This window comes from Streptomyces sp. NPDC102441 (assembly GCF_044765585.1).
In the GTDB taxonomy this organism is placed as follows: domain Bacteria; phylum Actinomycetota; class Actinomycetes; order Streptomycetales; family Streptomycetaceae; genus Streptomyces.
This window is the reverse complement of sequence record NZ_JBIWKH010000002.1, coordinates 272,791-293,493: the sequence shown is the minus strand read 5'-3', so window position 1 is coordinate 293,493 and position 20,703 is coordinate 272,791. Positions and strand designations below refer to the sequence as shown.

At 69.6% G+C, this 20,703-nt stretch carries 19 protein-coding genes; 7 read left to right on the top strand and 12 right to left on the bottom strand.

Features of this window, described 5'->3' with window-relative positions; translation table 11 throughout:
- Positions 1–17 precede the first annotated feature (17 nt).
- The 5 genes from ACIREO_RS04810 to ACIREO_RS04790 form a co-directional block, all read right to left on the bottom strand.
- Positions 18–434 carry a VOC family protein gene (locus ACIREO_RS04810; RefSeq protein WP_404105043.1) on the bottom strand — a complete coding sequence of 139 codons (417 nt, stop codon included), beginning with the start codon at positions 432–434 and terminating at the stop codon, positions 18–20.
- Positions 435–550: 116 nt separating this feature from the next.
- Positions 551–1,549 carry an ArsR/SmtB family transcription factor gene (locus tag ACIREO_RS04805; protein ID WP_404105040.1) on the bottom strand — a complete coding sequence of 333 codons (999 nt, stop codon included), beginning with the start codon at positions 1,547–1,549 and terminating at the stop codon, positions 551–553.
- 521 nt (positions 1,550–2,070) lie between these two features.
- On the bottom strand, positions 2,071–4,782 hold the full coding sequence (ppdK, locus tag ACIREO_RS04800; protein WP_404105038.1) for a pyruvate, phosphate dikinase: 2,712 nt from the start codon (positions 4,780–4,782) through the stop codon (positions 2,071–2,073).
- Positions 4,783–5,353: 571 nt separating this feature from the next.
- Entirely contained in the window at positions 5,354–6,502 is a 1,149-nt protein-coding gene (gene dusB / locus ACIREO_RS04795; protein WP_404105035.1) for a tRNA dihydrouridine synthase DusB, read from the bottom strand.
- A 46-nt stretch (positions 6,503–6,548) separates the two neighbouring features.
- Entirely contained in the window at positions 6,549–7,496 is a 948-nt protein-coding gene (locus ACIREO_RS04790) for a helix-turn-helix transcriptional regulator (protein ID WP_404105033.1), read from the bottom strand.
- 149 nt (positions 7,497–7,645) lie between these two features.
- Between ACIREO_RS04790 and ACIREO_RS04785 the strand changes: the two genes are divergently transcribed.
- On the top strand, positions 7,646–9,067 hold the full coding sequence (locus ACIREO_RS04785) for an MFS transporter (RefSeq protein WP_404105745.1): 1,422 nt from the start codon (positions 7,646–7,648) through the stop codon (positions 9,065–9,067).
- A 107-nt stretch (positions 9,068–9,174) separates the two neighbouring features.
- Here ACIREO_RS04785 and ACIREO_RS04780 read toward each other — a convergent pair whose 3' ends face one another.
- The 3 genes from ACIREO_RS04780 to ACIREO_RS04770 all read right to left on the bottom strand — a co-directional run bounded on the left by ACIREO_RS04780 (position 9,175) and on the right by ACIREO_RS04770 (position 11,239).
- Positions 9,175–9,372: a DUF6243 family protein gene (locus ACIREO_RS04780; protein WP_404105030.1), complete on the bottom strand. Its 198-nt coding sequence runs from the start codon at positions 9,370–9,372 to the stop codon at positions 9,175–9,177.
- 186 nt (positions 9,373–9,558) lie between these two features.
- A complete protein-coding gene (locus ACIREO_RS04775; RefSeq protein ID WP_404105028.1) occupies positions 9,559–9,762 on the bottom strand; it encodes a hypothetical protein in 204 nt (67 codons plus the stop codon).
- A 94-nt stretch (positions 9,763–9,856) separates the two neighbouring features.
- Positions 9,857–11,239, bottom strand: coding sequence for a glycine--tRNA ligase (locus ACIREO_RS04770; RefSeq protein WP_404105025.1), 1,383 nt, complete (start codon positions 11,237–11,239; stop codon positions 9,857–9,859).
- Between the two features lie 166 nt (positions 11,240–11,405).
- Between ACIREO_RS04770 and ACIREO_RS04765 the strand changes: the two genes are divergently transcribed.
- From ACIREO_RS04765 to ACIREO_RS04750, 4 genes are all read left to right on the top strand, one after another.
- Positions 11,406–12,383, top strand: coding sequence for a metal ABC transporter substrate-binding protein (locus ACIREO_RS04765; protein ID WP_404105022.1), 978 nt, complete (start codon positions 11,406–11,408; stop codon positions 12,381–12,383).
- Between the two features lie 78 nt (positions 12,384–12,461).
- A complete protein-coding gene (locus tag ACIREO_RS04760) occupies positions 12,462–13,202 on the top strand; it encodes a metal ABC transporter ATP-binding protein (protein ID WP_404105743.1) in 741 nt (246 codons plus the stop codon).
- Positions 13,202–14,101 carry a metal ABC transporter permease gene (locus ACIREO_RS04755; RefSeq protein ID WP_404105741.1) on the top strand — a complete coding sequence of 300 codons (900 nt, stop codon included), beginning with the start codon at positions 13,202–13,204 and terminating at the stop codon, positions 14,099–14,101. Before ACIREO_RS04760 ends, ACIREO_RS04755 begins: the two co-directional genes overlap by 1 nt.
- 65 nt (positions 14,102–14,166) lie before the next feature.
- A complete protein-coding gene (locus ACIREO_RS04750; RefSeq protein WP_404105020.1) occupies positions 14,167–14,601 on the top strand; it encodes a Fur family transcriptional regulator in 435 nt (144 codons plus the stop codon).
- 63 nt (positions 14,602–14,664) lie between these two features.
- Here ACIREO_RS04750 and ACIREO_RS04745 read toward each other — a convergent pair whose 3' ends face one another.
- The 4 genes from ACIREO_RS04745 to leuA form a co-directional block, all read right to left on the bottom strand.
- Positions 14,665–15,477: an isoprenyl transferase gene (locus tag ACIREO_RS04745; protein ID WP_404105018.1), complete on the bottom strand. Its 813-nt coding sequence runs from the start codon at positions 15,475–15,477 to the stop codon at positions 14,665–14,667.
- 25 nt (positions 15,478–15,502) lie between these two features.
- Positions 15,503–16,249 (bottom strand): DNA repair protein RecO, encoded by a 747-nt coding sequence (recO, locus tag ACIREO_RS04740; protein WP_404105015.1) that lies wholly within the window; start codon positions 16,247–16,249, stop codon positions 15,503–15,505.
- 56 nt (positions 16,250–16,305) lie between these two features.
- Positions 16,306–17,004, bottom strand: coding sequence for a TerB family tellurite resistance protein (locus ACIREO_RS04735; protein ID WP_404105012.1), 699 nt, complete (start codon positions 17,002–17,004; stop codon positions 16,306–16,308).
- Between the two features lie 202 nt (positions 17,005–17,206).
- Positions 17,207–19,000: a 2-isopropylmalate synthase gene (gene leuA, locus ACIREO_RS04730; protein ID WP_404105010.1), complete on the bottom strand. Its 1,794-nt coding sequence runs from the start codon at positions 18,998–19,000 to the stop codon at positions 17,207–17,209.
- A 291-nt stretch (positions 19,001–19,291) separates the two neighbouring features.
- On the opposite strand from leuA, the gene ACIREO_RS04725 reads away from it, so the two are divergent.
- Positions 19,292–20,368 carry a M4 family metallopeptidase gene (locus tag ACIREO_RS04725; protein ID WP_404105007.1) on the top strand — a complete coding sequence of 359 codons (1,077 nt, stop codon included), beginning with the start codon at positions 19,292–19,294 and terminating at the stop codon, positions 20,366–20,368.
- Positions 20,369–20,431: 63 nt separating this feature from the next.
- On the top strand, positions 20,432–20,698 hold the full coding sequence (locus ACIREO_RS04720; protein ID WP_404105004.1) for a protealysin inhibitor emfourin: 267 nt from the start codon (positions 20,432–20,434) through the stop codon (positions 20,696–20,698).
- Positions 20,699–20,703 lie beyond the last annotated feature (5 nt).

Genomic DNA, 20,703 nt, shown 5'->3' with positions numbered 1-20,703 from the left:
CACCGCCCTGCCGGCTGTCAGGCCCCGCCCTCGACCGCGGCCGGGTCCATCCAGACGACCTCCCAGATGTGGTGGTCGGGGTCCTGGAAGGAACGGCCGTACATGAAGCCCATGTCCTGGGCCTCGTTGGCGGGCGAGCCTCCCGCGGCGAGCGCGGCGTCGGCCATCTCGTCGACCTTCTCGCGGCTCTCCGCGCTCAGGGCGAGAAGGACCTCGGTCGTCTTCGAGGCGTCGGCGATCTCCTTCTTGGTGAAGTCCTTGAAGCGCGGCTCGGTGATGAGCATGGCGAAGATCGTGTCGCTGATGACCAGACAGGCCGTCGTCTCGTCGCTGAACTGCGGGTTGAAGCCGAAGCCGAGCTTCGAGAAGAAGTTCTTCGTCGTCTCGAGGTCCTTGACCGGCAGGTTCACGAAGATCATCTGTGGCTGGGGCATGATGTTCCACTCTTCCGTCCGGCACTCTGCGGTGCTCCCGCGCGCTCCGTACGAGCGCTTGCAAGAGGTAGACCGGGGCGGCGCGCAGAACTCATCGCCCGTACGCCGGCGGCTCCTCAGGACACGGCGACCGGGGCTCCGCCCCTGAGCAGCGCGGCGCCCAGCGGGGTGAGGGTGTGCAGGACCGAGCTGCCGTGGCGCAGGGTGCGGACGAGGCCGGCCTCGCGGAGCACACAGGCGTGCTGGCTCGCCGAGGCCAGGGACACCCCGGTCCTGCGGGCCAGCTCGCTCGTCGTGCAGCCGTTGCCTATGGACCGCAGGACCACTGAGCGGGTGTGGCCCACGAGCCTGCCGAGCCAGGGGCCGGGCTCGGCGGAGGCCGGGGCACCGGGGTGGGTGACCGGGTAGACGAGGACCGGCGGCAGGTCCGGGTCGCGGTAGACGACGGGGGTGCCCCGGCAGAAGTACGACGGCTGGAGGAGCAGACCTCGCCCGTCGAGGCGCAGTTCACGGTCGACGGGGTAGTCCGCCTCCAGCACGGGGGCCCGCCAGCGGATCATCGGCGGCAGGGTGGCCAGGAGCTCGTCCGCGCCGCCGTCCAGCAGGGCACGGCCCCGGACGGCCCGGTCGGCCTCGACGCTCGCCCTGATGTGCGGCCAGTACGGCTCGACCGCGGCGCGGTGGTAGGCGCGCAGGGCCGGGATGAGCCGCCCCAGCGGCTCCGTACGCCCCTCGGCGAGCGTCTCCGGCAGGGCGCCGGACGACCGCCGTGCGCGGGTGGCGCTCCCCGCCAGCAGCCCGATTTCCTGCCGGATACGGTCCTCGGGTGTGTCACGCAGGGCCTCCATTCCGGCATCGAGCCCGAACGGCTCGGCGCCTCCCCCGGAAGGCGTCAGGAAGTCGGGGAAATAGCCGCGGGGCGGAACGACCGCGGACAGCAGACGTACTTCGCCATTCAACCGGGCGCGGGATTCCCTCCGCCATTTCCCGAACACCGTGGAACCCCGCCGGTCTCTCAACCGGTGAAGACTGAGAATGGTCTCCCACATCGCGTCCGGTCTCGTGGCCATCCGCACGCGCGAAAGGTCCGCCCCGGACATATGGATACGCAGCACTGATCCCCCACCTGTTGCACCCGCAATTGCCCCCACCGAAGCGTATGCACAGCGTCACAGGAGGTCACCACGGGGTTTCGGCCACAGTTGAAATGTCTCGCCCGTATCCCCGTCAACCGAAAAGCTGTACGACGTCGGGTGCGCATCCGGCGTCACCGAATGAGCGGGTGAGGGCCGTGGGGGGCTTCGCCTGTTCGGCGGCGGTGAGCGACGGTGCGGCTCCGCACCCGGCAGGGGTAAGCGGGTGCGGTCCGGGGGTGGGGATCCCCGGACCGCACCCGGGCCGTACGTCTCTGATTTGCGCACCGAACGGTGAAAAGCCAACTACTTCGAATGGTTCGCCGTTCAATTGACGAAGCGGCGGCTGACGAAGCGGCGGCACCCCCGCACAGGGTGCCGCCGCTTCCGGGAAATCCGGTTTCCGCCGGAGGACCGATGAGGGTCTCTGTGATCCGCCGGCGGTTTCCGGAGTCGTGGTGGGGCAGGCCGCCGGGGTCCTGAGGTCACCCGGCGGCCAGGGATCAGCGGCTGTCGCTGCCCCGCGGTCCGGCGGCGGCCCTGCCCGCTTCCAGCCGGGCGACCGGAATGCGGAAGGGCGAGCAGGAGACGTAGTCCAGGCCCACCTCGTGGAAGAAGTGCACCGACTCCGGGTCCCCGCCGTGCTCACCGCAGATGCCGAGCTTGAGGTCCGGGCGGGTGGCCCGGCCGGCTTCCACGGCGCTGCGCACGAGGGCGCCGACTCCGTCCTTGTCGATCGTCTCGAACGGCGACACCCCGAAGATGCCCTTCTCCAGGTACGCCGTGAAGAACGAGGCCTCCACGTCGTCGCGGGAGAAGCCCCACACGGTCTGGGTGAGGTCGTTCGTGCCGAAGGAGAAGAACTCGGCGGCCTCGGCGATCTGACCGGCGGTCAGCGCGGCGCGGGGCAGCTCGATCATCGTGCCGATGCTCAGCTTCAGCTCCGTACCGGTGGCCGCCTCGACCTCCGCGATGACACCGTCGGCCTCGTCGCGGACGATCTCCAGCTCCTGGACCGTGCCGACGAGGGGAATCATGATCTCGGCACGGGGGTCGCCCTTGGCGTTCTTGCGCTCCGCCGCCGCCTCCGCGATCGCACGGACCTGCATCGCGAACAGACCGGGGATGACCAGACCGAGACGCACCCCGCGCAGGCCGAGCATCGGGTTCTGCTCGTGCAGCTTGTGCACGGCCTGGAGGAGGCGCAGGTCGTTCTCGTTGGCGTCCTTGCGGGACTCGGCGAGCGCGACCCGCACGGAGAGCTCCGTGATGTCGGGCAGGAACTCGTGGAGCGGCGGATCGAGCAGCCGTACGGTGACGGGCAGCCCGTCCATCGACTCGAACAGCTCGATGAAGTCGGCCTTCTGGAGCGGCAGCAGCGCGGCCAGCGCGGCCTCACGCTCGTCGTCGGTGTCCGCGAGGATCAGCTTCTCGACCATCTCCCGGCGCTCGCCGAGGAACATGTGCTCGGTGCGGCACAGACCGATGCCCTGGGCCCCGAAGCGACGGGCCCGCGAGGCGTCCTCGGCGTTGTCCGCGTTCGCCCGTACCCGCAGCCGGCGTACCCGGTCGGCGTACGCCATGATCCGGTGCACGGCGGCGACGAGCTCGTCGGCGTCGTCGGCGCCCGCGTGCATGCGGCCCTCGAAGTACTCGACGACCGGGGACGGCACGACCGGTACCTCGCCGAGGTACACCTTGCCGGTGGAGCCGTCGACGGAGACGAGGTCACCCTCCTCGACGACCGTGTCCCCGACCGTGAGCCGGCGGCGCTTGGTGTCGACCTCGATCTCCTCGGCGCCACAGACACAGGTCTTGCCCATGCCTCGCGCGACGACGGCTGCGTGCGAGGTCTTGCCGCCGCGCGAGGTCAGGATGCCCTCGGCGGCGATCATGCCGTCGAGGTCGTCGGGGTTGGTCTCCCGGCGGATCAGGATGACCTTCTCCCCCGACCGCGACCACTTGACGGCGGTGTACGAGTCGAAGACGGCCTTGCCGACGGCCGCGCCCGGCGACGCGGCGATCCCGCGCCCCAGCAGGACGGTCGTGGCCGCGTCGTCGAAGCGCGGGAACATCAGCTGCGCCAGCTGGGCGCCGTTGACCCGCTGCAGCGCCTCGGCCTCGTCGATGAGCCCCTGGTCGACGAGCTGGGTGGCGATCCGGAAGGCGGCACCGGCGGTGCGCTTGCCGACCCGTGTCTGGAGCATCCAGAGCTGACCGCGCTCGATGGTGAACTCGATGTCGCAGAGGTCCTTGTAGTGGGTCTCCAGCGTCTCCATGATCTTCATCAGCTGGTCGTACGACGCCTTGTCGATCGACTCCAGCTCGGCGAGAGCCACCGTGTTGCGGATGCCCGCGACGACGTCCTCGCCCTGGGCGTTCTGGAGGTAGTCGCCGTAGACGCCCTGGTGGCCGCTGGCCGGGTCACGGGTGAAGGCGACGCCCGTACCGGAGTCGGGGCCGAGGTTGCCGAAGACCATCGAGCAGACGTTGACGGCCGTGCCGAGGTCGCCGGGGATGCGCTCCTGGCGGCGGTAGAGCTTCGCCCGGTCGGTGTTCCACGAGTCGAAGACCGCCTTTATGGCCAGGTCCATCTGCTCACGCGGGTCCTGCGGGAAGTCCCGTCCCGCGTCCCTGGTGACGATCTTCTTGAACTGCTTGACCAGCTTCTTCAGGTCGGCCGCGTCCAGGTCCACGTCGACGGTGACGCCCTTGGCCTCCTTGGCGGCCTCCAGCGCCTCCTCGAAGAGGTCCCCGTCGACGCCGAGCACCGTCTTGCCGAACATCTGGATCAGGCGGCGGTACGAGTCCCAGGCGAAGCGCTCGTCTCCGGCCTGGGCGGTGAGTCCGACGACCGAGGCGTCCGAGAGACCGATGTTGAGGACCGTGTCCATCATGCCGGGCATCGAGAACTTGGCGCCGGAACGGACGGAGACCAGCAGTGGGTCGTCGGCCTGGCCGAGGGTCTTGCCCATCCGCTTCTCGAGCGCCGCGAGGTGCGCCCCGACCTCGTCGCGCAGCTCGGCCGGCTCGTCACCGCTGTCGAGGTAGACCTTGCAGGCCTCGGTGGTGATGGTGAAGCCCGGAGGGACGGGCAGCCCGAGGTTGGTCATCTCGGCGAGGTTGGCGCCCTTGCCGCCCAGGAGATCCTTCAGATCCTTGTTGCCCTCGGTGAAGTCGTAGACGAACTTCTGGAGGTCTTTGTGTTCCGACACGGGTCTCGGCTCCTCGAGGACGCGGTGGCTGCCCTGACGGCGAGGAACATACCCAGATCGAAGGTGTCTGGGTACGGCCACTTGCGCGTCATGAGGGCTCAACCACCCGTCCGCCAGCAGATCGAAAGTAACGCACCGGCACACACCGGAAGGGAGGATCGTTCACCTCTTGAAGCAATCATCACGAAGGGTGCGCACTTGCGGGCGTAAATCTGACACAGAGTAGGGGCCGCTTTGATCGATCAAAGCAACCCGGCCTGGCACCCAGTGCCGCCATTTGAGAAGTACAGCCTCCCAAAGAACGCTCATCTGAGCCGATCACCCCTCAGAGGTGGCGAGAATCACGCTCGTACCCGCGCTCAGATGTCACCATCCGGACGCCCGCAAGTCGATCATCGGTAACCCCAGAGCTACGCATGATTAACAGAGGGTGAGCAAGAGTCCACCAAAGGAGAGCAGGCCCACACGTCTGCCGCGAAATCGCAGTGAACGCACCGTGTTCGAGCAGAAAAGCCCGCTCATGTGAGCGGGCCTCTCCTGGGGCACTCGGTGCCCTGTGTCCGGGGGCTGCTCAGCCGCCCGAGGTGTCCAGCTCCGCCTCGGCGCCCACGCCCGCGCAGTCGTACGGGTCCTTGAGCCAGCCGTCCGGCAGCGCCACCCGGTTGTTGCCGGAGGTACGCCCACGGGGGCCGTCCGCGCCGTCCGGCCAGGGCTGGTCCAGGTCGAGCTCCTGGAGCTGTCCGCCCAGCTCGTCCAGTGACGAGGTGACCGCGAGCCTCCTGCGCATGTCCGAGCCGACCGCGAAGCCCTTGAGGTACCACGCCACATGCTTGCGGAAGTCGATCACACCCCGGCTCTCGTCGCCGATCCACTCCCCCAGCAGCGTCGCGTGGCGCAGCATGACGTCCGCGACCTGACGCAGGGCGGGCGCCTGCCTCGTCCCCGTGCCCTCGAAGGCGCTGACGAGGTCGCCGAAGAGCCAGGGGCGACCCAGGCAGCCACGGCCGACGACGACACCGTCGCAGCCCGTCTCACGCATCATCCGCAGGGCGTCGTCCGCGCTCCAGATGTCGCCGTTGCCGAGGACGGGGATCTCGGGGACGTGCTCCTTGAGGCGCGCGATGGCGTCCCAGTCGGCCGTGCCGCCGTAGTGCTGGGCGGTGGTCCTGCCGTGCAGGGCCACGGCCGTGATGCCCTCCTCGACGGCGATGCGGCCCGCGTCGAGGTAGGTGGTGTGGTCGTCGTCGATGCCCTTGCGCATCTTGATGGTGACCGGAAGATCGCCCGCCTCGGCCACCGCCTCGCGGAGGATCGCGCGGAGGAGGGGCCGCTTGTACGGGAGCGCGGAACCGCCGCCCTTGCGGGTGACCTTGGGGACGGGGCAGCCGAAGTTCAGGTCGATGTGGTCGGCGAGGTCCTCGTCGACGATCATGCGGACCGCCTTGCCGACGGTGACCGGGTCCACCCCGTACAGCTGGATCGAGCGCGGGGTCTCGCTCGCGTCGAAGTGGATCAGCTGCATGGTCTTCTCGTTGCGCTCGACCAGCGCCCGCGTGGTGATCATCTCGCTGACGAACAGCCCCTTGCCGCCGGAGAACTCACGGCACAGGGTGCGGAAGGGCGCGTTGGTGATACCGGCCATGGGCGCGAGCACGACCGGCGGCCGCACCGTGTGCGGGCCGATCCGGAGCAGCGGGAGGGCGGGGGCGAGCGTGGTCATGGCCCCATTGTCCCGTACGCGGGCGGCGGCGCGGATGCCCGCCCGCTCAGCCCTCGGAGACGGACCCGGTGAGGGCCGCCGTGCGCGTCTCGACGAGGGGCTCCGCGTGCGGCTCGGCGACCGTCTCCCCGTACGGCTCCGCGAGGATCGTCTCCATCAGCCGCTCCACCCCCAGCCGCGACTGCTCGTCCGAGGGGACGTACGTCACCATGCGTGGGCCCGCCGAGGGGCCGAGCCACAGGTCGGTGTGGTCGAGCCTGAGCAGCCCCACCCGGGCGTTACGGAAGATCTTGGTGCGGTTCGAAGGTCCGACGACCTCGTGCCGGGCCCAGATCTCCCCGAATTCCGGCGAGGCGGCCTCCAGCCGCCGCAGCAGTGCCTTCCATGCGGGCTCGGCCAGGTGCTCCGCCATCGCGGCGCGGAACTTGGCGGCCATCACCCGGTGCATGGCGGGCAGATCGACGACGGAGGCGCGCCAGTCCTCGTTGATGTAGGCGAGCAGCATGCAGTTGCGGTCCTCGGGGGCGACGGCGTCCAGATCGCAGAGCAGCCGGCCGTAGGTGCGGTTGTAGGCGAGGATGTCGTACCGGCTGTTCTGGATGCAGGCCGGGAAGGGCTCCAGGCGCGTGAGCATCTCCTGGAAGGCCGGGGTGACGCCGGCGCAGTCCGACCCCGGCGCGGGGTCGACGGCCCCGGCGAGGGCGAAGAGGTGGGTGCGTTCGCTGCGGTCGAGCAGCAGGGCGCGGGCCAGGGAGTCGAGGACCTGCGGGGAGACCTGGATGTCGCGCGCCTGCTCCAGCCATGTGTACCAGGTGACGCCGACGGCCGAGAGCTGTGCGACCTCCTCTCGGCGCAGACCTGGGGTACGACGGCGGCGGCCACGGGGCAGGCCGACCTGCTCGGGAGTGATCCGCTCACGGCGGCTGCGGAGGAACCCGGCCAGCTCGTGCCGCCGGATGTCGGTCTCGGGTACCTCGGTCGCCACGGTCGTCATGCTCCCAGGGTGCCGAATGCCCGGGCGTATTGCCAGGTGCTCCGTGTACCAGGATAAGGAGACTCTGGTACCAGGCTGAGTACCGGTTCATTGTCGGTGTCGTGAGTGAATCATCTGTACTGACGAACGCATCCGCTGCCCGCACCCCGATGGCACGGTACGACCACCCCGCGCCGGTGCTCGGCGGGCTCGGGCTGTTCACCGTGCTGCTGGGCGCGGCGCTCCCGCTCATCGACTTCTTCATCGTCAACGTCGCCCTGCCCACCATCGACCACGACCTGGCCGCGGGACCCGCTCTGCTGGAGCTGGTCGTCGCGGGCTACGGCCTCTCCTACGCCGTGCTGCTCGTCCTCGGCGGGCGGCTCGGCGACATGGCCGGACGGCGCAGGCTCTTCCTCATCGGGATGGCCGCCTTCGGTCTCACCTCTCTCGCCTGCGGACTGGCCCCGGACGCCTGGACCCTCGTCGGGGCGCGGGTGGCGCAGGGCGCCGCCGCGGCCCTGATGCTGCCGCAGGTGCTCGCCACCATCCAGTCGTCCACGGCCGGACACCGCAGGGCGCGGGCCATGAGCCTGTACGGGGCGACCGCCGGGCTCTCCATGGTCGCCGGCCAGATCCTCGGCGGCGTCCTGGTCTCCGCGGCCCCGCTGTCCTCGGTGTTCGGTGAGAGCGCCGGCTGGCGCTCGGTGTTCCTGGTCAACGTCCCGGTGGTGGTCGCCGGGCTGATCCTGGCCGCCCGTTCGATGCCCGAGACCCGCTCGGACCGGCCCGCTCCCGTCGACGTACCGGGAACGCTCCTGCTGGCCGCCTCCCTGGTGACACTGCTGGCTCCGCTGACGGAGGGCCGGGCCGCGGGCTGGCCGCTGTGGACCTGGGTGTCCCTGGGCCTGTTCCCGTTCGCTGCGGCCGCCTTCTACCGGGTGGAGCGGCGGGCAGACGCGCAGGGGCGGACACCGCTCGTGCCGCCGAGCCTGCTGCGGCTGAAGTCGCTGCGGCGCGGTCTGGTCCTGGTGGTGCCGTTCTCGATCGGCTTCGGGGGCTTCATGTTCGTGATCGCGGTGGCCCTCCAGCAGGGGCTGCGGATGGGTCCGGCCGCGGCGGGGCTGTCGCTCGCGCCGATGGCCATCGCCTTCTTCGCGGCATCGCTGGCCGGCCCCCGGCTCGTACGGCGCTTCGGCAGCCGGGTCGTGACGGCCGGCGGACTGATCCAGGGGGTGGGCGTCACGGTACTGGCCCTGACCGTCTGGAGCTCCTGGCCGGCTCTCGGGCTGCTGGGTCTGCTGCCGGGCATGGCGATCTCGGGACTGGGGCAGGGGCTGCAACTCCCCGTCCTCATCCGGATCGTGCTGTCCGACGTGCCGTCCGAGCGGGCGGGGGTGGGCGGTGGCGTGATGACCACCACCCAGCAGGCCGCCCTGGCACTCGGGGTCGCCACGCTCGGGACGCTGTTCCTCTCCCTGGCATCGAGCTCGGGGATGAGGGACGCCCTGATCGTGACGCTGCTGGTGCAGCTGGCGGCCGTCGTGCTGACGACCCTGCTGAGCCTGCGGCTGCCCCGCACGGTGAGGTGAGGTGAGGGCGGACGGACACGGGCCCGGATCACCGAGGTGATCCGGGCCCGTGGTCGTACGGGTGTTGCGTCGTACGGGTGTTGGGCCGTACGGGTGTTGCGAGGAGGTCAGCTCTCGGCCGGTGCGTCCTGCGCCGGAGCGGACCCGGCGGCGCGCTCACGCATCTTGCGCACCAGCTCCTGCTTCTTGTCCTCGGCGACCTTGCGGTCGTTGTCGCGCGCGGGACCCGCGCCCTGCTGTTCGGCGCGGGACAGCTTCTTGCGCTGTCCGCCCACGCCGAGGAGGTTGTTGCGGCTCTTGGCCACGGCGTTCTCCCGTTCTTGAGTTGAGGAAGTGAGGATGACGTGTCGTGTATCGATCCGATGGGCGACGGGCGGTCGGGCCCGTCGCGCGCTCACTCGTAGATCTGGAAGAACGAAGACATAGCGAAAAGGTACCCCGGCCGGAGGGGCACCTCATCCGGTTTTTTCCGGCCACACCCCGTCGTCGGCTCAGGCGGTCGGGTCGACCGTGGCCTGGTGGGCCTCGGCCAGGTGCTCCTCGGCCTTGAGCCAGGGCAGGAACTGTGCCCCCTTGCGCCATCCGCAGGTGTCGCAGGTCAGTTGCCGCTGCATCCCCGACTTCCTTACGTGGACGACGTGTTCACGGCCGTGCTGGTCCCATCTGCTGACCTTGCTCGTGGTCATGGACGGCATCCTGGCCTCCCTGTGGACGAGTGCGCCCAGTGTGCACGACGCCCCCGGTTCCGTGCGGCGGAACCGGGGGCTTCGTGGTGAAGAAGTGACGCGGTCAGCAGCCCAGGAGACGGGAGCCGAGGTAGCTCTGGATCTGGTCCAGGGAGACGCGCTCCTGCTTCATCGTGTCGCGCTCACGCACGGTCACCGCGTTGTCGTCGAGGGTGTCGAAGTCGACGGTGACGCAGAACGGCGTGCCGATCTCGTCCTGGCGGCGGTAGCGGCGGCCGATGGCGCCCGCGTCGTCGAACTCGATGTTCCAGTTCTGCCGCAGGTCGGCGGCGAGGCCCTTGGCCTTCGGCGACAGCTGCGGGTTGCGGGACAGCGGCAGGACGGCGACCTTGACCGGCGCGAGGCGCGGGTCGAGGCGCATCACGGCGCGCTTCTCCATGACGCCCTTGGCGTTGGGGGCCTCGTCCTCGTTGTACGCGTCGAGGAGGAACGCCAGCAGCGAGCGACCGACACCGGCCGCGGGCTCGATGACGTACGGCGTGTAGCGCTCGCTCTTCTCCTGGTCGAAGTAGGAGAGGTCCGTGCCCGACGCCTTGGAGTGCGCCGTGAGGTCGTAGTCCGTGCGGTTGGCGACGCCCTCGAGCTCGCCCCACTCGCTGCCGCCGAAGCGGAAACGGTACTCGATGTCAGCGGTGCGCTTGGAGTAGTGGGAGAGCTTCTCCGCGGGGTGCTCGAACCACCGCATGTTCTCCTCGCGCAGGCCGAGACCGGTGTACCAGTTCCAGCGCTGCTCCATCCAGTACTCCTGCCACTGCTCGTCCTCGCCCGGCTTGACGAAGAACTCCATCTCCATCTGCTCGAACTCGCGCGTGCGGAAGATGAAGTTGCCCGGAGTGATCTCGTTCCGGAAGGACTTGCCCATCTGCGCGATGCCGAACGGCGGCTTCTTGCGCGAGGTCTGCTGCACCTGCCCGAAGTTGGTGAAGATGCCCTGGGCGGTCTCGGGGCGCAGGTAGGCGACCGAGCCGGAGTCCTGGGTCGGGCCGAGGTGCGTGGAGAGCAGGCCGGAGAACTGCTTGGGCTCGGTGAAGGTGCCCTTGTTGCCGCAGTTGGGGCAGTTGAGGTCGGCCAGGCCGTTCACGGGAGGCTTGCCGTGCTTCTCCTCGTACGCCTCCTCCAGGTGGTCCGCGCGGTAGCGCTTGTGACAGGAGGTGCACTCGGTGAGCGGGTCGGAGAACGTGGCGACGTGACCGGACGCGACCCAGACCTCGGGGGCAAGGATGACCGACGAGTCGAGACCGACCACGTCCTCGCGCGAGGTGACCATGTAGCGCCACCACTGGCGCTTGAGGTTCTCCTTCAGCTCGACGCCCAGTGGCCCGTAGTCCCAGGCGGCCTTCTGGCCACCGTAGATCTCACTGCAGGGGTAGACGAAGCCACGGCGCTTGCTCAGGCTGACGATGGTGTCGATCTTGTCGGCGGCCACGGTGCTCTCTTCATTACGACGGCGAGGAACGGCGAATGGCCCAGATTACCGGCGGGCGCACCCCCAGGATCAAATCGGTGGGGCCCATCGCGGTCACGGGGCTCAGATCCAGGCATCTCATCAGCCTTGTTGACAATCGTTTCCACTTTTGTTGAAAATGACTGTCATGAACGTACGTCGCCTCATACCCACAGCCGCCGTCGCCGGGGCAGTCGCCCTCGGCCTCACCGCGCTCTCCGCCTGCTCCTCCTCCGACGCGGCCGAGGGCGGGAGCGACGGCAAGCTGGACGTGGTGGCGTCCTTCTACCCGATGCAGTTCCTGGCCGAGGAGATCGGCGGGTCGCACGTCTCCGTCACCTCGCTGACGAAGCCCGGCGTGGAGCCGCACGACCTGGAGCTCTCCCCCCAGCAGATCGGCGGTCTGAGTGACGCCGACTACATCCTGTATCTCAAGAACGTCCAGCCCGCCGTCGACGACGCCGTCGCACAGGCCGGCGTCAAGAACACGGTGGACGCGGCCGGCCTCACCACGCTCGAGAACCACGGCACCGAGGTCGACGGACACGACCACGGCGCCGAGGAGGGCGGAGAGCACGAGGGTGAGGAGCACACCGAGGAGGCCGGCCTCGACCCGCACATCTGGCTGGACCCGGTGAAGTACGCCGAGGTCGCCGAGGGCGTCGGGAAGTCCCTGGAGAAGGCGGACCCCGACAACGCCGCGGACTACCGGAAGAACACCGCGACGCTGGTCGCCGAGCTGAACAAGCTGGACAAGGCCTACGAGACCGGGCTGAAGAACACCGCGACGAAGACCGTCATCACCACGCACTCCGCCTTCGGGTACCTCGCCGAGCGCTACGGCCTCACCCAGGAGGGCATCGCCGGCCTCGACCCCGAGACCGAGCCCAGCCCGGCCAGGATCGACGAGATCCACCACGTCGCCGAGGAGAACAAGGCCACCACCGTATTCTTCGAGACGCTCGCCAGTGACAGGACCGCCAAGACCCTGGCGAAGGACCTCGGACTGAAGACCGGCGTCCTGGACCCGCTCGAGGGAATTACCGACAAGTCCGCCGGCGCTGACTACATCGAGGTCATGCAGTCCAACCTGACCGCGCTGCAGAAGGCCCTCGGCGCGAAGTGACCCGAGCAGCACCCCGACCCAGCCGCAGCACCGGAGGCGATCGTGCCTGAGTCCAGTACGCCAGAACCCGTGATCAGCATGCGCGGAGCCACGGCGACGCTCGGCGCCCGCCCGGTGCTGCGCGGTGTCGACCTCACCGTCCGCAGCGGCGAGGTCGTGGCGCTGCTCGGCGCCAACGGATCCGGCAAGTCCACCGCCGTACGCTCCGTCATCGGCCAGGTGCCGCTCACCGGCGGGACCGTCGAGCTGTTCGGCACGCCCCTGCGCCGCTTCCGCCGGTGGGCCCGCGTCGGTTACGTACCGCAGCGCACCACGGCGGCGGGCGGCGTGCCCGCCACGATCCGCGAGGTCGTCGCCTCCGGGCGGCTGTCACGTACGAGGTTCGGGCTGCTCGGCAAGGCCGACCGGACGGCCGTGGACCACGCCATCGGGCTCGTCGGCCTCGCCGACCGCGCCAAGGACTCCGTGGACGCCCTCTCCGGCGGCCAGCACCAGCGGGTCCTGATCGCCCGCGCGCTCGCCGCCGAGCCCGAGGTGCTGATCATGGACGAGCCGATGGCCGGCGTCGACCTGGCCAGCCAGGAGATCCTCGCCGCGACGCTGCGCGAGCAGGTCGCCGGCGGGGCGACGGTGCTGCTCGTCCTGCACGAGCTCGGCGCCCTGGAACCCCTGATCGACCGGGCGATCGTCCTGCGCGACGGCTGCGTCACCCACGACGGACCGCCCCCGGAGGCCATGGGCCAGCACGCCCTCCCCGGCCACGACCACGTACACCCCCACGCGGCCTCCGAGCCCGTCCGGACGGGACTGCTGACCTGATCATGCTGGAATTCCTGAACCCTCCCTTCATGCAGCGGGCCCTGATCGCGGCCGTCCTGGTCGGGATCACCGCCCCCGCCATCGGCATCTATCTGGTCCAGCGCCGCCAGGCCCTGATGGGCGACGGCATCGGGCACGTCGCGATGACCGGCGTCGGCCTCGGCTTCCTGCTCTCCACCAACCCCGTCTGGATGGCGACGCTCGTCGCCGTGGCCGGCTCGGTCGTGATGGAACTGATCCGCTGGTACGGACGCACCCGCGGCGACATCGCCCTGGCCATGCTGTTCTACGGCGGCATGGCGGGCGGTGTGATGCTGATCAACCTCTCGGACACCGGATCCAACGCCAACCTGACCTCGTTCCTGTTCGGCTCCCTGTCGACGGTCTCCGAGGAGGACGTCACCGCGATCGTCGTGCTGGCCGCCTTCGTGGTGCTGGTCACCGTGGGGCTGCGGCGGCAGCTGTTCGCGGTCAGCCAGGACGAGGAGTTCGCCCGGGTCACCGGACTGCCGGTGCGTGTGCTCAACCTGCTGGTCGCCGTGGTGGCCGCGGTCACCGTCACCGTGGCGATGCGGGTCGTCGGCCTGCTGCTGGTCAGCGCGCTGATGGTGGTGCCGGTCGCCGCCGCGCAGCAGATCTCGAAGTCCTTCAAGGTGACGTTCGTCCTGGCCGTCGTCATCGGTACGGCCGTCACCCTGGCCGGCACCGTGACCTCGTACTACCAGGACGTGCCGCCCGGCGCGACGATCGTGCTGCTGGCCATCGCCGCGTTCATCGTGCTGACGGCGCTCGCCACGCCGCTGGCCCGCAGGCGGGCCCGGGGCCGCGCCGGCGAGGAGGACCGGTGCACCCTTGAGGTACCGGCGGCCCGCCCGGCGCAGGACGACGCTCGGGTGTGACCGTGCCGCCGGGACGGGCTGGCACAATGGCCCGACATACGTACGGGCGACACGAGGAGGCAGCTGTGGCGACGGCGCCGATCAGTGGCACGAACGCGGCTCCGGTACGCGGCCGGTCCACCCGGCAGCGGGCGGCGGTCGCGGCGGCGCTCGACGAGGTCGACGAGTTCCGCAGTGCCCAGGACCTGCACGACGTGCTCAAGCACAGGGGAGACTCGGTCGGACTGACCACGGTCTACCGCACGCTCCAGTCCCTCGCCGACGCGGGCGAGGTCGACGTCCTGCGCACGACCGACGGCGAGGCCGTCTACCGGCGCTGCTCGACCGGTGACCACCATCACCATCTGGTCTGCCGCGTCTGCGGGAAGGCCGTCGAGGTGGAGGGTCCCGCCGTGGAGCAGTGGGCCGAGACCATCGCGGCGCAGCACGGCTATGCGAACGTGGCCCACACGGTGGAGATCTTCGGGACCTGCTCGGACTGCGCGGCCGCCAAGGGCTGATCACGGGCTCAGGGCGACCGGCCTCGGAGGGGGCCCCGGCGACGGGGCCCCCTCCGCGCGTCCTCAGCCCTTGGTGATCTCCTCGGCGCCGCCGAAGCGCCGGTCGCGCCGGGCGAACTCCAGGCAGGCGTTCCACAGGTCGCGGCGGTCGAAGTCCGGCCACAGCACGTCCTGGAAGACCATCTCGGCGTACGCGCTCTGCCAGATCAGGTAGTTGGACGTGCGCTGCTCCCCGCTGGGGCGCACGAAGAGGTCCACGTCCGGCATGTCCGGGTAGTAGATGTACTTCGCGAACGTCTTCTCGTTGACCTTCGAGGGGTCGAGCTTCCCGGCCGCGACGTCCTCGGCGATGCGCTGCGCCGCGTCGGCGATCTCCGCCCGGCCGCCGTAGTTGACGCAGAAGTACAGCGTCATCTTGTCGTTGTCCTTGGTCTGCTCCTGGGCGACCTGGAGCTCCTGGACGACGGACTTCCACAGCTTCGGCATGCGGCCGACCCAGCGGATACGGATGCCGAGCTCGTCCATCTCGTCGCGGCGCCGGCGGATGACGTCGCGGTTGAAGTTCATGAGGAACTTCACCTCGTCCGGCGAGCGCTTCCAGTTCTCCGTGGAGAAGGCGTACAGCGAGAGGTTCTTGACGCCCATCTCGATGCAGCCCTTGAGGACGTCCATGACGACGCCCTCACCGACCTTGTGGCCCTCGGTGCGTGGAAGGCCCCGCTCCTTGGCCCAGCGTCCGTTCCCGTCCATCACGACGGCGACGTGCTTGGGCACGATCTCGCCGGGGATCTTCGGCGGGGTGGCGCCGGAGGGGTGCGGCTCGGGGGCCTTGTACTCACGCCGGTTACGGCCACCGAGCATCCCGCGTACTGCCATGGGCTTCTCTCGTCTCCCTGTGTCACTACTTCTCCACGTACCGCAGCGAGCGCAGGCCGCGCTCCAGATGCCAGTGCAGATATGCGGACACCAGCCCGCTCCCCTCCCTGACATGACGCGCCTCGGACGCGTCCGCCGTCTCCCAGTCACCGCTGAGCAACGCGCTCAGCAGTTCGACGGCCTCAGCCGAGGGTACGACGCTGCCGGGCACCCGGCAGTCGCCGCATATGACGCCGCCCGCCGCGACCGAGAAGAACCGGTTCGGGCCCTGCATTCCGCACTTGGCGCAGTCGACGAAGCTGGGGGCGTAGCCGTTGACGGCCAGGGAGCGCAGGAGGAACGCGTCCAGGATGAGATTCGGCGCGTGTTCGGCGCGCGCCAGGGTGCGCAGCCCGCCGACGAGCAGCAGGTACTGCTGGACCGCGGGCTCACCCTCGTGGTCGGTGAACCGCTCGGCGGTCTCCAGCATCGCGGTGCCGGCGGTGTAGCGGGCGTAGTCGGAGACGATTCCGCCGCCGTACGGAGCGATCGTCTCGCTCTGGGTGCAGAGGGGAAGGCTCCGGCCGATCAGTTCGCTGCCGCGTGCGAAGAACTGCACGTCCACATGGGAGAAGGGTTCGAGCCGCGCCCCGAATTTGGACTTGGTGCGGCGCACCCCGCGCGCCACGGCGCGCACCCGCCCGTGGCCGCGGGTCAGGATCGTGATGATCCGGTCGGCCTCGCCCAGCTTCTGCGTGCGCAGCACGACGCCGTCGTCCCGGAACAAGCTCATACGCCCATTGTCGCCCACCGGGGCACCCGGAGGGCCCGCGAGGGCCCACGGAGGCTCTACGAGGGCGTACGGGCGGCGGCAGCGAGCAGCTTCGTCGTGTCGGCGGGGAGGAGCTGGAGCGCGCCGCCCACCGTGGTCAGCGCCTCGCGTTCCGCCTGGCTGTACGGGCCGTCGGCCAGCGCGATCCTCGCGCCCCGCAGCAGGAGCGCCTCACGGCCGGGCCCGGCCAGGTGCGGGGCGAGCGGCCGCAGGACCTCGTGGAGCTCGATGGCGAGGGCGGCACCGCAGGCCTCGGCCGCCGGGCCGGTGCCGTCCCCGGTGTCGGCGGCGAGCACCTCGACGATGGTGAAGAGCTGCTCCTGGGAGCAGTCGTCGAGCCCCGCGTCGCGGACGGTGGCCGCTGCGGTCTCCAGGACCGTACGGGAGGTGGTGCCGCCCGCGGCGAGCACGGCGAGCGTGACGGTGTGCACGGCCTCCCGCAGCATCGCCGAGAAGCGGGTGGTGGTGGGGTGGTCGAGGGTGTCGGGTGCGAAGTGTGTCCCGCAGGCGGCGCATTCGACGACGGGGCCGGCGCTGCCCCGGGCCAGCAGCGGCAGCCCGAGGACGGTGAGGCGGTGGCGTCCTGTGAGGCGGCGGTAGTTCCGGTCGCCCCCGCAGGAGGGGCAGAAGAACTCGCCGTCGCCGACCGTGTCCCAGACGGTGCGGATGCCGTAGATACGCAGTTTTATGGCGCGTTGCCCTTTGGCTGCCCGCACGTCGCACACCTCCGTAACGCCACGGCAACATTGCCGCGTTGGACGTGATGTTAGCCACATGCGTGATGTCGCGTCAGTATCCCGGAGGTCAAAACACCGGGATATGGCCGAACCCCGCCCACCTTCGGGAGGTGAACGGGGTTCTCGGGCCGGGCAGTTCGGTGGCGTATCAGTTGTATGTCCGGAATGCTGCCGGAAGGTGTCAGCGGGCCGCGCGGTTGACCGCGGAGACGACCGCCTTCAGCGACGCGCGCGTGGTGTTGGCGTCGATGCCGATACCCCACAGCACCTTGTCGTCGATCGCGCACTCGATGTAGGAGGCGGCCTGCGCGCTCGCGCCCTCGCTCATCGTGTGCTCGGTGTAGTCCAGCAGCCGTGCGTCGATGCCGATGGCCTGCAGCGCTGTGAAGAACGCGGAGATCGGTCCGTTGCCCGTGCCGGTCAGCACGGTGTCCGAGCCGTCGACGGTGGCCTCGACGGTGATCGTGTCCTGGCCGTCGGAACCGGTCGTCGTCTGGCCCGACCGGATCTGCACACGCCCCCAGGCGTTCTCGGGGCTCGGCAGGTACTCGTCCCGGAAGGACGACCAGATCGCGGTCGGCGTGACCTCGCCGCCCTCGGCGTCGGTCTTGGCCTGAATGATCCTGGAGAACTCGATCTGCATCCGGCGCGGCAGGTCCAGCTTGTGGTCGTTCTTCAGGACGTAGGCGATTCCGCCCTTGCCGGACTGCGAGTTGACCCGGATGACCGCCTCGTAGGAGCGGCCGACGTCCTTCGGGTCGATCGGCAGGTAGGGCACCGCCCACTCGATGTCGTCGACGGTCTTCCCCTGGGAGGCGGCGTCGGCCTCCATGGCGTCGAAGCCCTTCTTGATGGCGTCCTGGTGGGAGCCGGAGAAGGCGGTGTAGACCAGGTCACCCGCGTAGGGGTGGCGCGGGTGGATCTCCATCTGGTTGCAGTACTCGCTGGTGCGGCGGATCTCGTCGATCTGCGAGAAGTCGATCTGCGGGTCCACGCCCTGCGAGAAGAGGTTCATGCCCAGCGTGACCAGGTCGACGTTGCCGGTGCGCTCGCCCTGGCCGAACAGGCAGCCCTCGATGCGGTCGGCGCCCGCCATGATCGCCAGTTCGGCGGCGGCGACGGCGGTTCCCCGGTCGTTGTGCGGGTGGACCGACAGGCAGACGTGCTCACGGCGGGTCAGGTTGCGCGACATCCACTCGAAGCGGTCCGCGTGGGTGGAGGGCGTCGACCGTTCCACGGTGGCGGGCAGGTTGAGGATGATCTCGCGGCCCTCCTCGGGCTGCCAGACGTCACAGACGGCCTCGCAGACCTCCAGGGCGAAGTCGAGCTCGGTGTCGGTGAAGATCTCCGGGCTGTACTGGTAGCCGAAGATCGTCTCGTCGCCCAGGATCTTGTCCGCGTACTCCATGACCAGCCGCGTGCCGTCCACGGCGATCTGCTTGACCTCTTCCTTCGAGCCGCGGAAGACCACGCGGCGGAAGGTGGGTGCGGTCGCGTTGTACAGGTGGACGGTGGCGCGCCGTGCGCCGACCAGCGATTCGACGGTGCGCTCGATCAGTTCCTCGCGGGCCTGCGTCAGGACGGAGATCGTCACGTCCTCGGGGATCGCGCCCTCCTCGATGATGGAGCGCACGAAAGCGAAGTCGGTCTCGCCGGAGGACGGGAAGCCGACCTCGATCTCCTTGTAGCCCATGCGTACGAGCAGGTCGAACATCTCGCGCTTGCGGGCCGGCGACATGGGGTCGATCAGGGCCTGGTTGCCGTCACGCAGATCCGTGGACAGCCAGCGGGGCGCCACGGTGATGCGGTTGTCCGGCCAGGTGCGGTCGGAGATGTCCACGGCCTCGTAGCCGCGGTACTTGTGGACCGGCATCCCGGAAGGCTTCTGCAGCTGCTTCGCGTTGGTCACCGGGGTGGGACCACCGACGGGGGCGATCACGGCATCGGTGTGCGCGGGGGAATTCACTGCGGTCATGGCGTACGGCTCCTCTGAGGTCCAGCAGGGCGGCCGACTGTGTCGCTGCAGCAGCGAACTCCGCGGGGAGGGAGTCGGCCTACGACTACAGGCCCTCGCCGCGGCAGCTAAGAAGGAGCAGCCCGAAACGCATGATGCGGCAACACTAACCGAGGGGCGCCTGGTGCGTCGGTCCGTATCAGTATGCGGGATCGGCCTTCGATGGAGGCGGAACAGTGATACATCACTCTATTTCGTCAATCCTGATCGCAACCAGTGACAGCGTGGTGACGGAGTGCCACAGTCATTTGCATGCAGCTTCGACCGAACAACGGCTTCCAGCCCGTCTTCTGCACCATCGTGCCGCCCCACGTCCTCGACAAGCTCTCCCAGGCGGACGACCCGCTCCTGGCCGATCCCGCACGGCGCACCCTGGAGGCCGACGGGGCCCGGCGCAACCACCGGCGGGTGACCGCGCTCGCCCGGACACTCCAGACCACCCGCACCTCCGCCCCGGTCCCCACCAAGCCCCATCGCACCCTGTACGACTGCCGGCACGGCACGGACCTGCCGGGCGTCAAGGTCCGTGACGAGGGCGACGAGGCGACTCAGGACGCCAGCGTCAACCGTGCGTACGCGGGACTCGGCGCCACCTTCGACCTCCTGCTCACGGAGTACGGCCGCAGCTCGATCGACGGCAAGGGGCTGCCCCTCATCGGCTCCGTGCACTACGACGAGAAGTACAACAACGCGTTCTTCGACGGCGAGCAGATGGTCTTCGGGGACGGCGACGGCGAGATCTTCCTCGACTTCACCGTCGCGATCGACGTGATCGCCCACGAACTGGCGCACGGACTCACCCAGTACACGGCCAACCTGGCGTACGAGGGCCAGTCGGGCGCGCTCAACGAGTCCGTGTCGGACGTCTTCGGCTCCCTGGTCAAGCAGTACTCGCTGGGCCAGAGCGCCGACCAGGGCGACTGGCTGATCGGCTCGGGGCTGCTCGCCCCGCGCGTCAGCGGCGTGGCACTGCGCTCGATGAAGGCACCGGGCACGGCGTACGACGACGATGTCCTGGGCAAGGACCCGCAGCCCGGGTCGATGGACGACTACGTCGACACGGACGAGGACAACGGCGGGGTCCACATCAACTCCGGCATCCCCAACCGGGCCTTCTATCTGCTGGCCACGGCGCTCGGCGGTAACGCCTGGGAGCGGGCCGGCCGGATCTGGTTCGACGTGCTGACCGGTGGTGAGCTGGCCCAGGACGCGTCCTTCACGGACTTCGCCAAGCTGACCGTCGCGGCGGCGCAGCACAGGTTCGGCGAGGGCGACGAGGGTGAGGCGGTGCTCAAGGCATGGTCGGAGGTGGGCGTGCCGACCCGGTGACCGGGTAGACACACACGCGGGGCCGTCCGATCGGGGTCAGGTGTCAGGCAGGAGCCGGTACGCATGCGCATTCAGGTGAGCCGGACCGGCGGGTTCGCCGGCATCGCACGCCGCGGCGAGATCGAGACCTCGGGACGGCCCGACGCCGCCGACTGGGAGGCCCTGGCCGAGTCGGTGCTCGCCGCCGGCCGGGGCGGCCCGTCCGCGGGAGTGCCGGACGGCTTCCGCTACCGGATCACGGTCGGCGACCACACCGTCGACTGTGCCGACCCACGGCTGACGGAGGCGCAGCGGACGCTGATCTCCCGGGTCCTGAAGGAAGGCGCGTAGTCCCG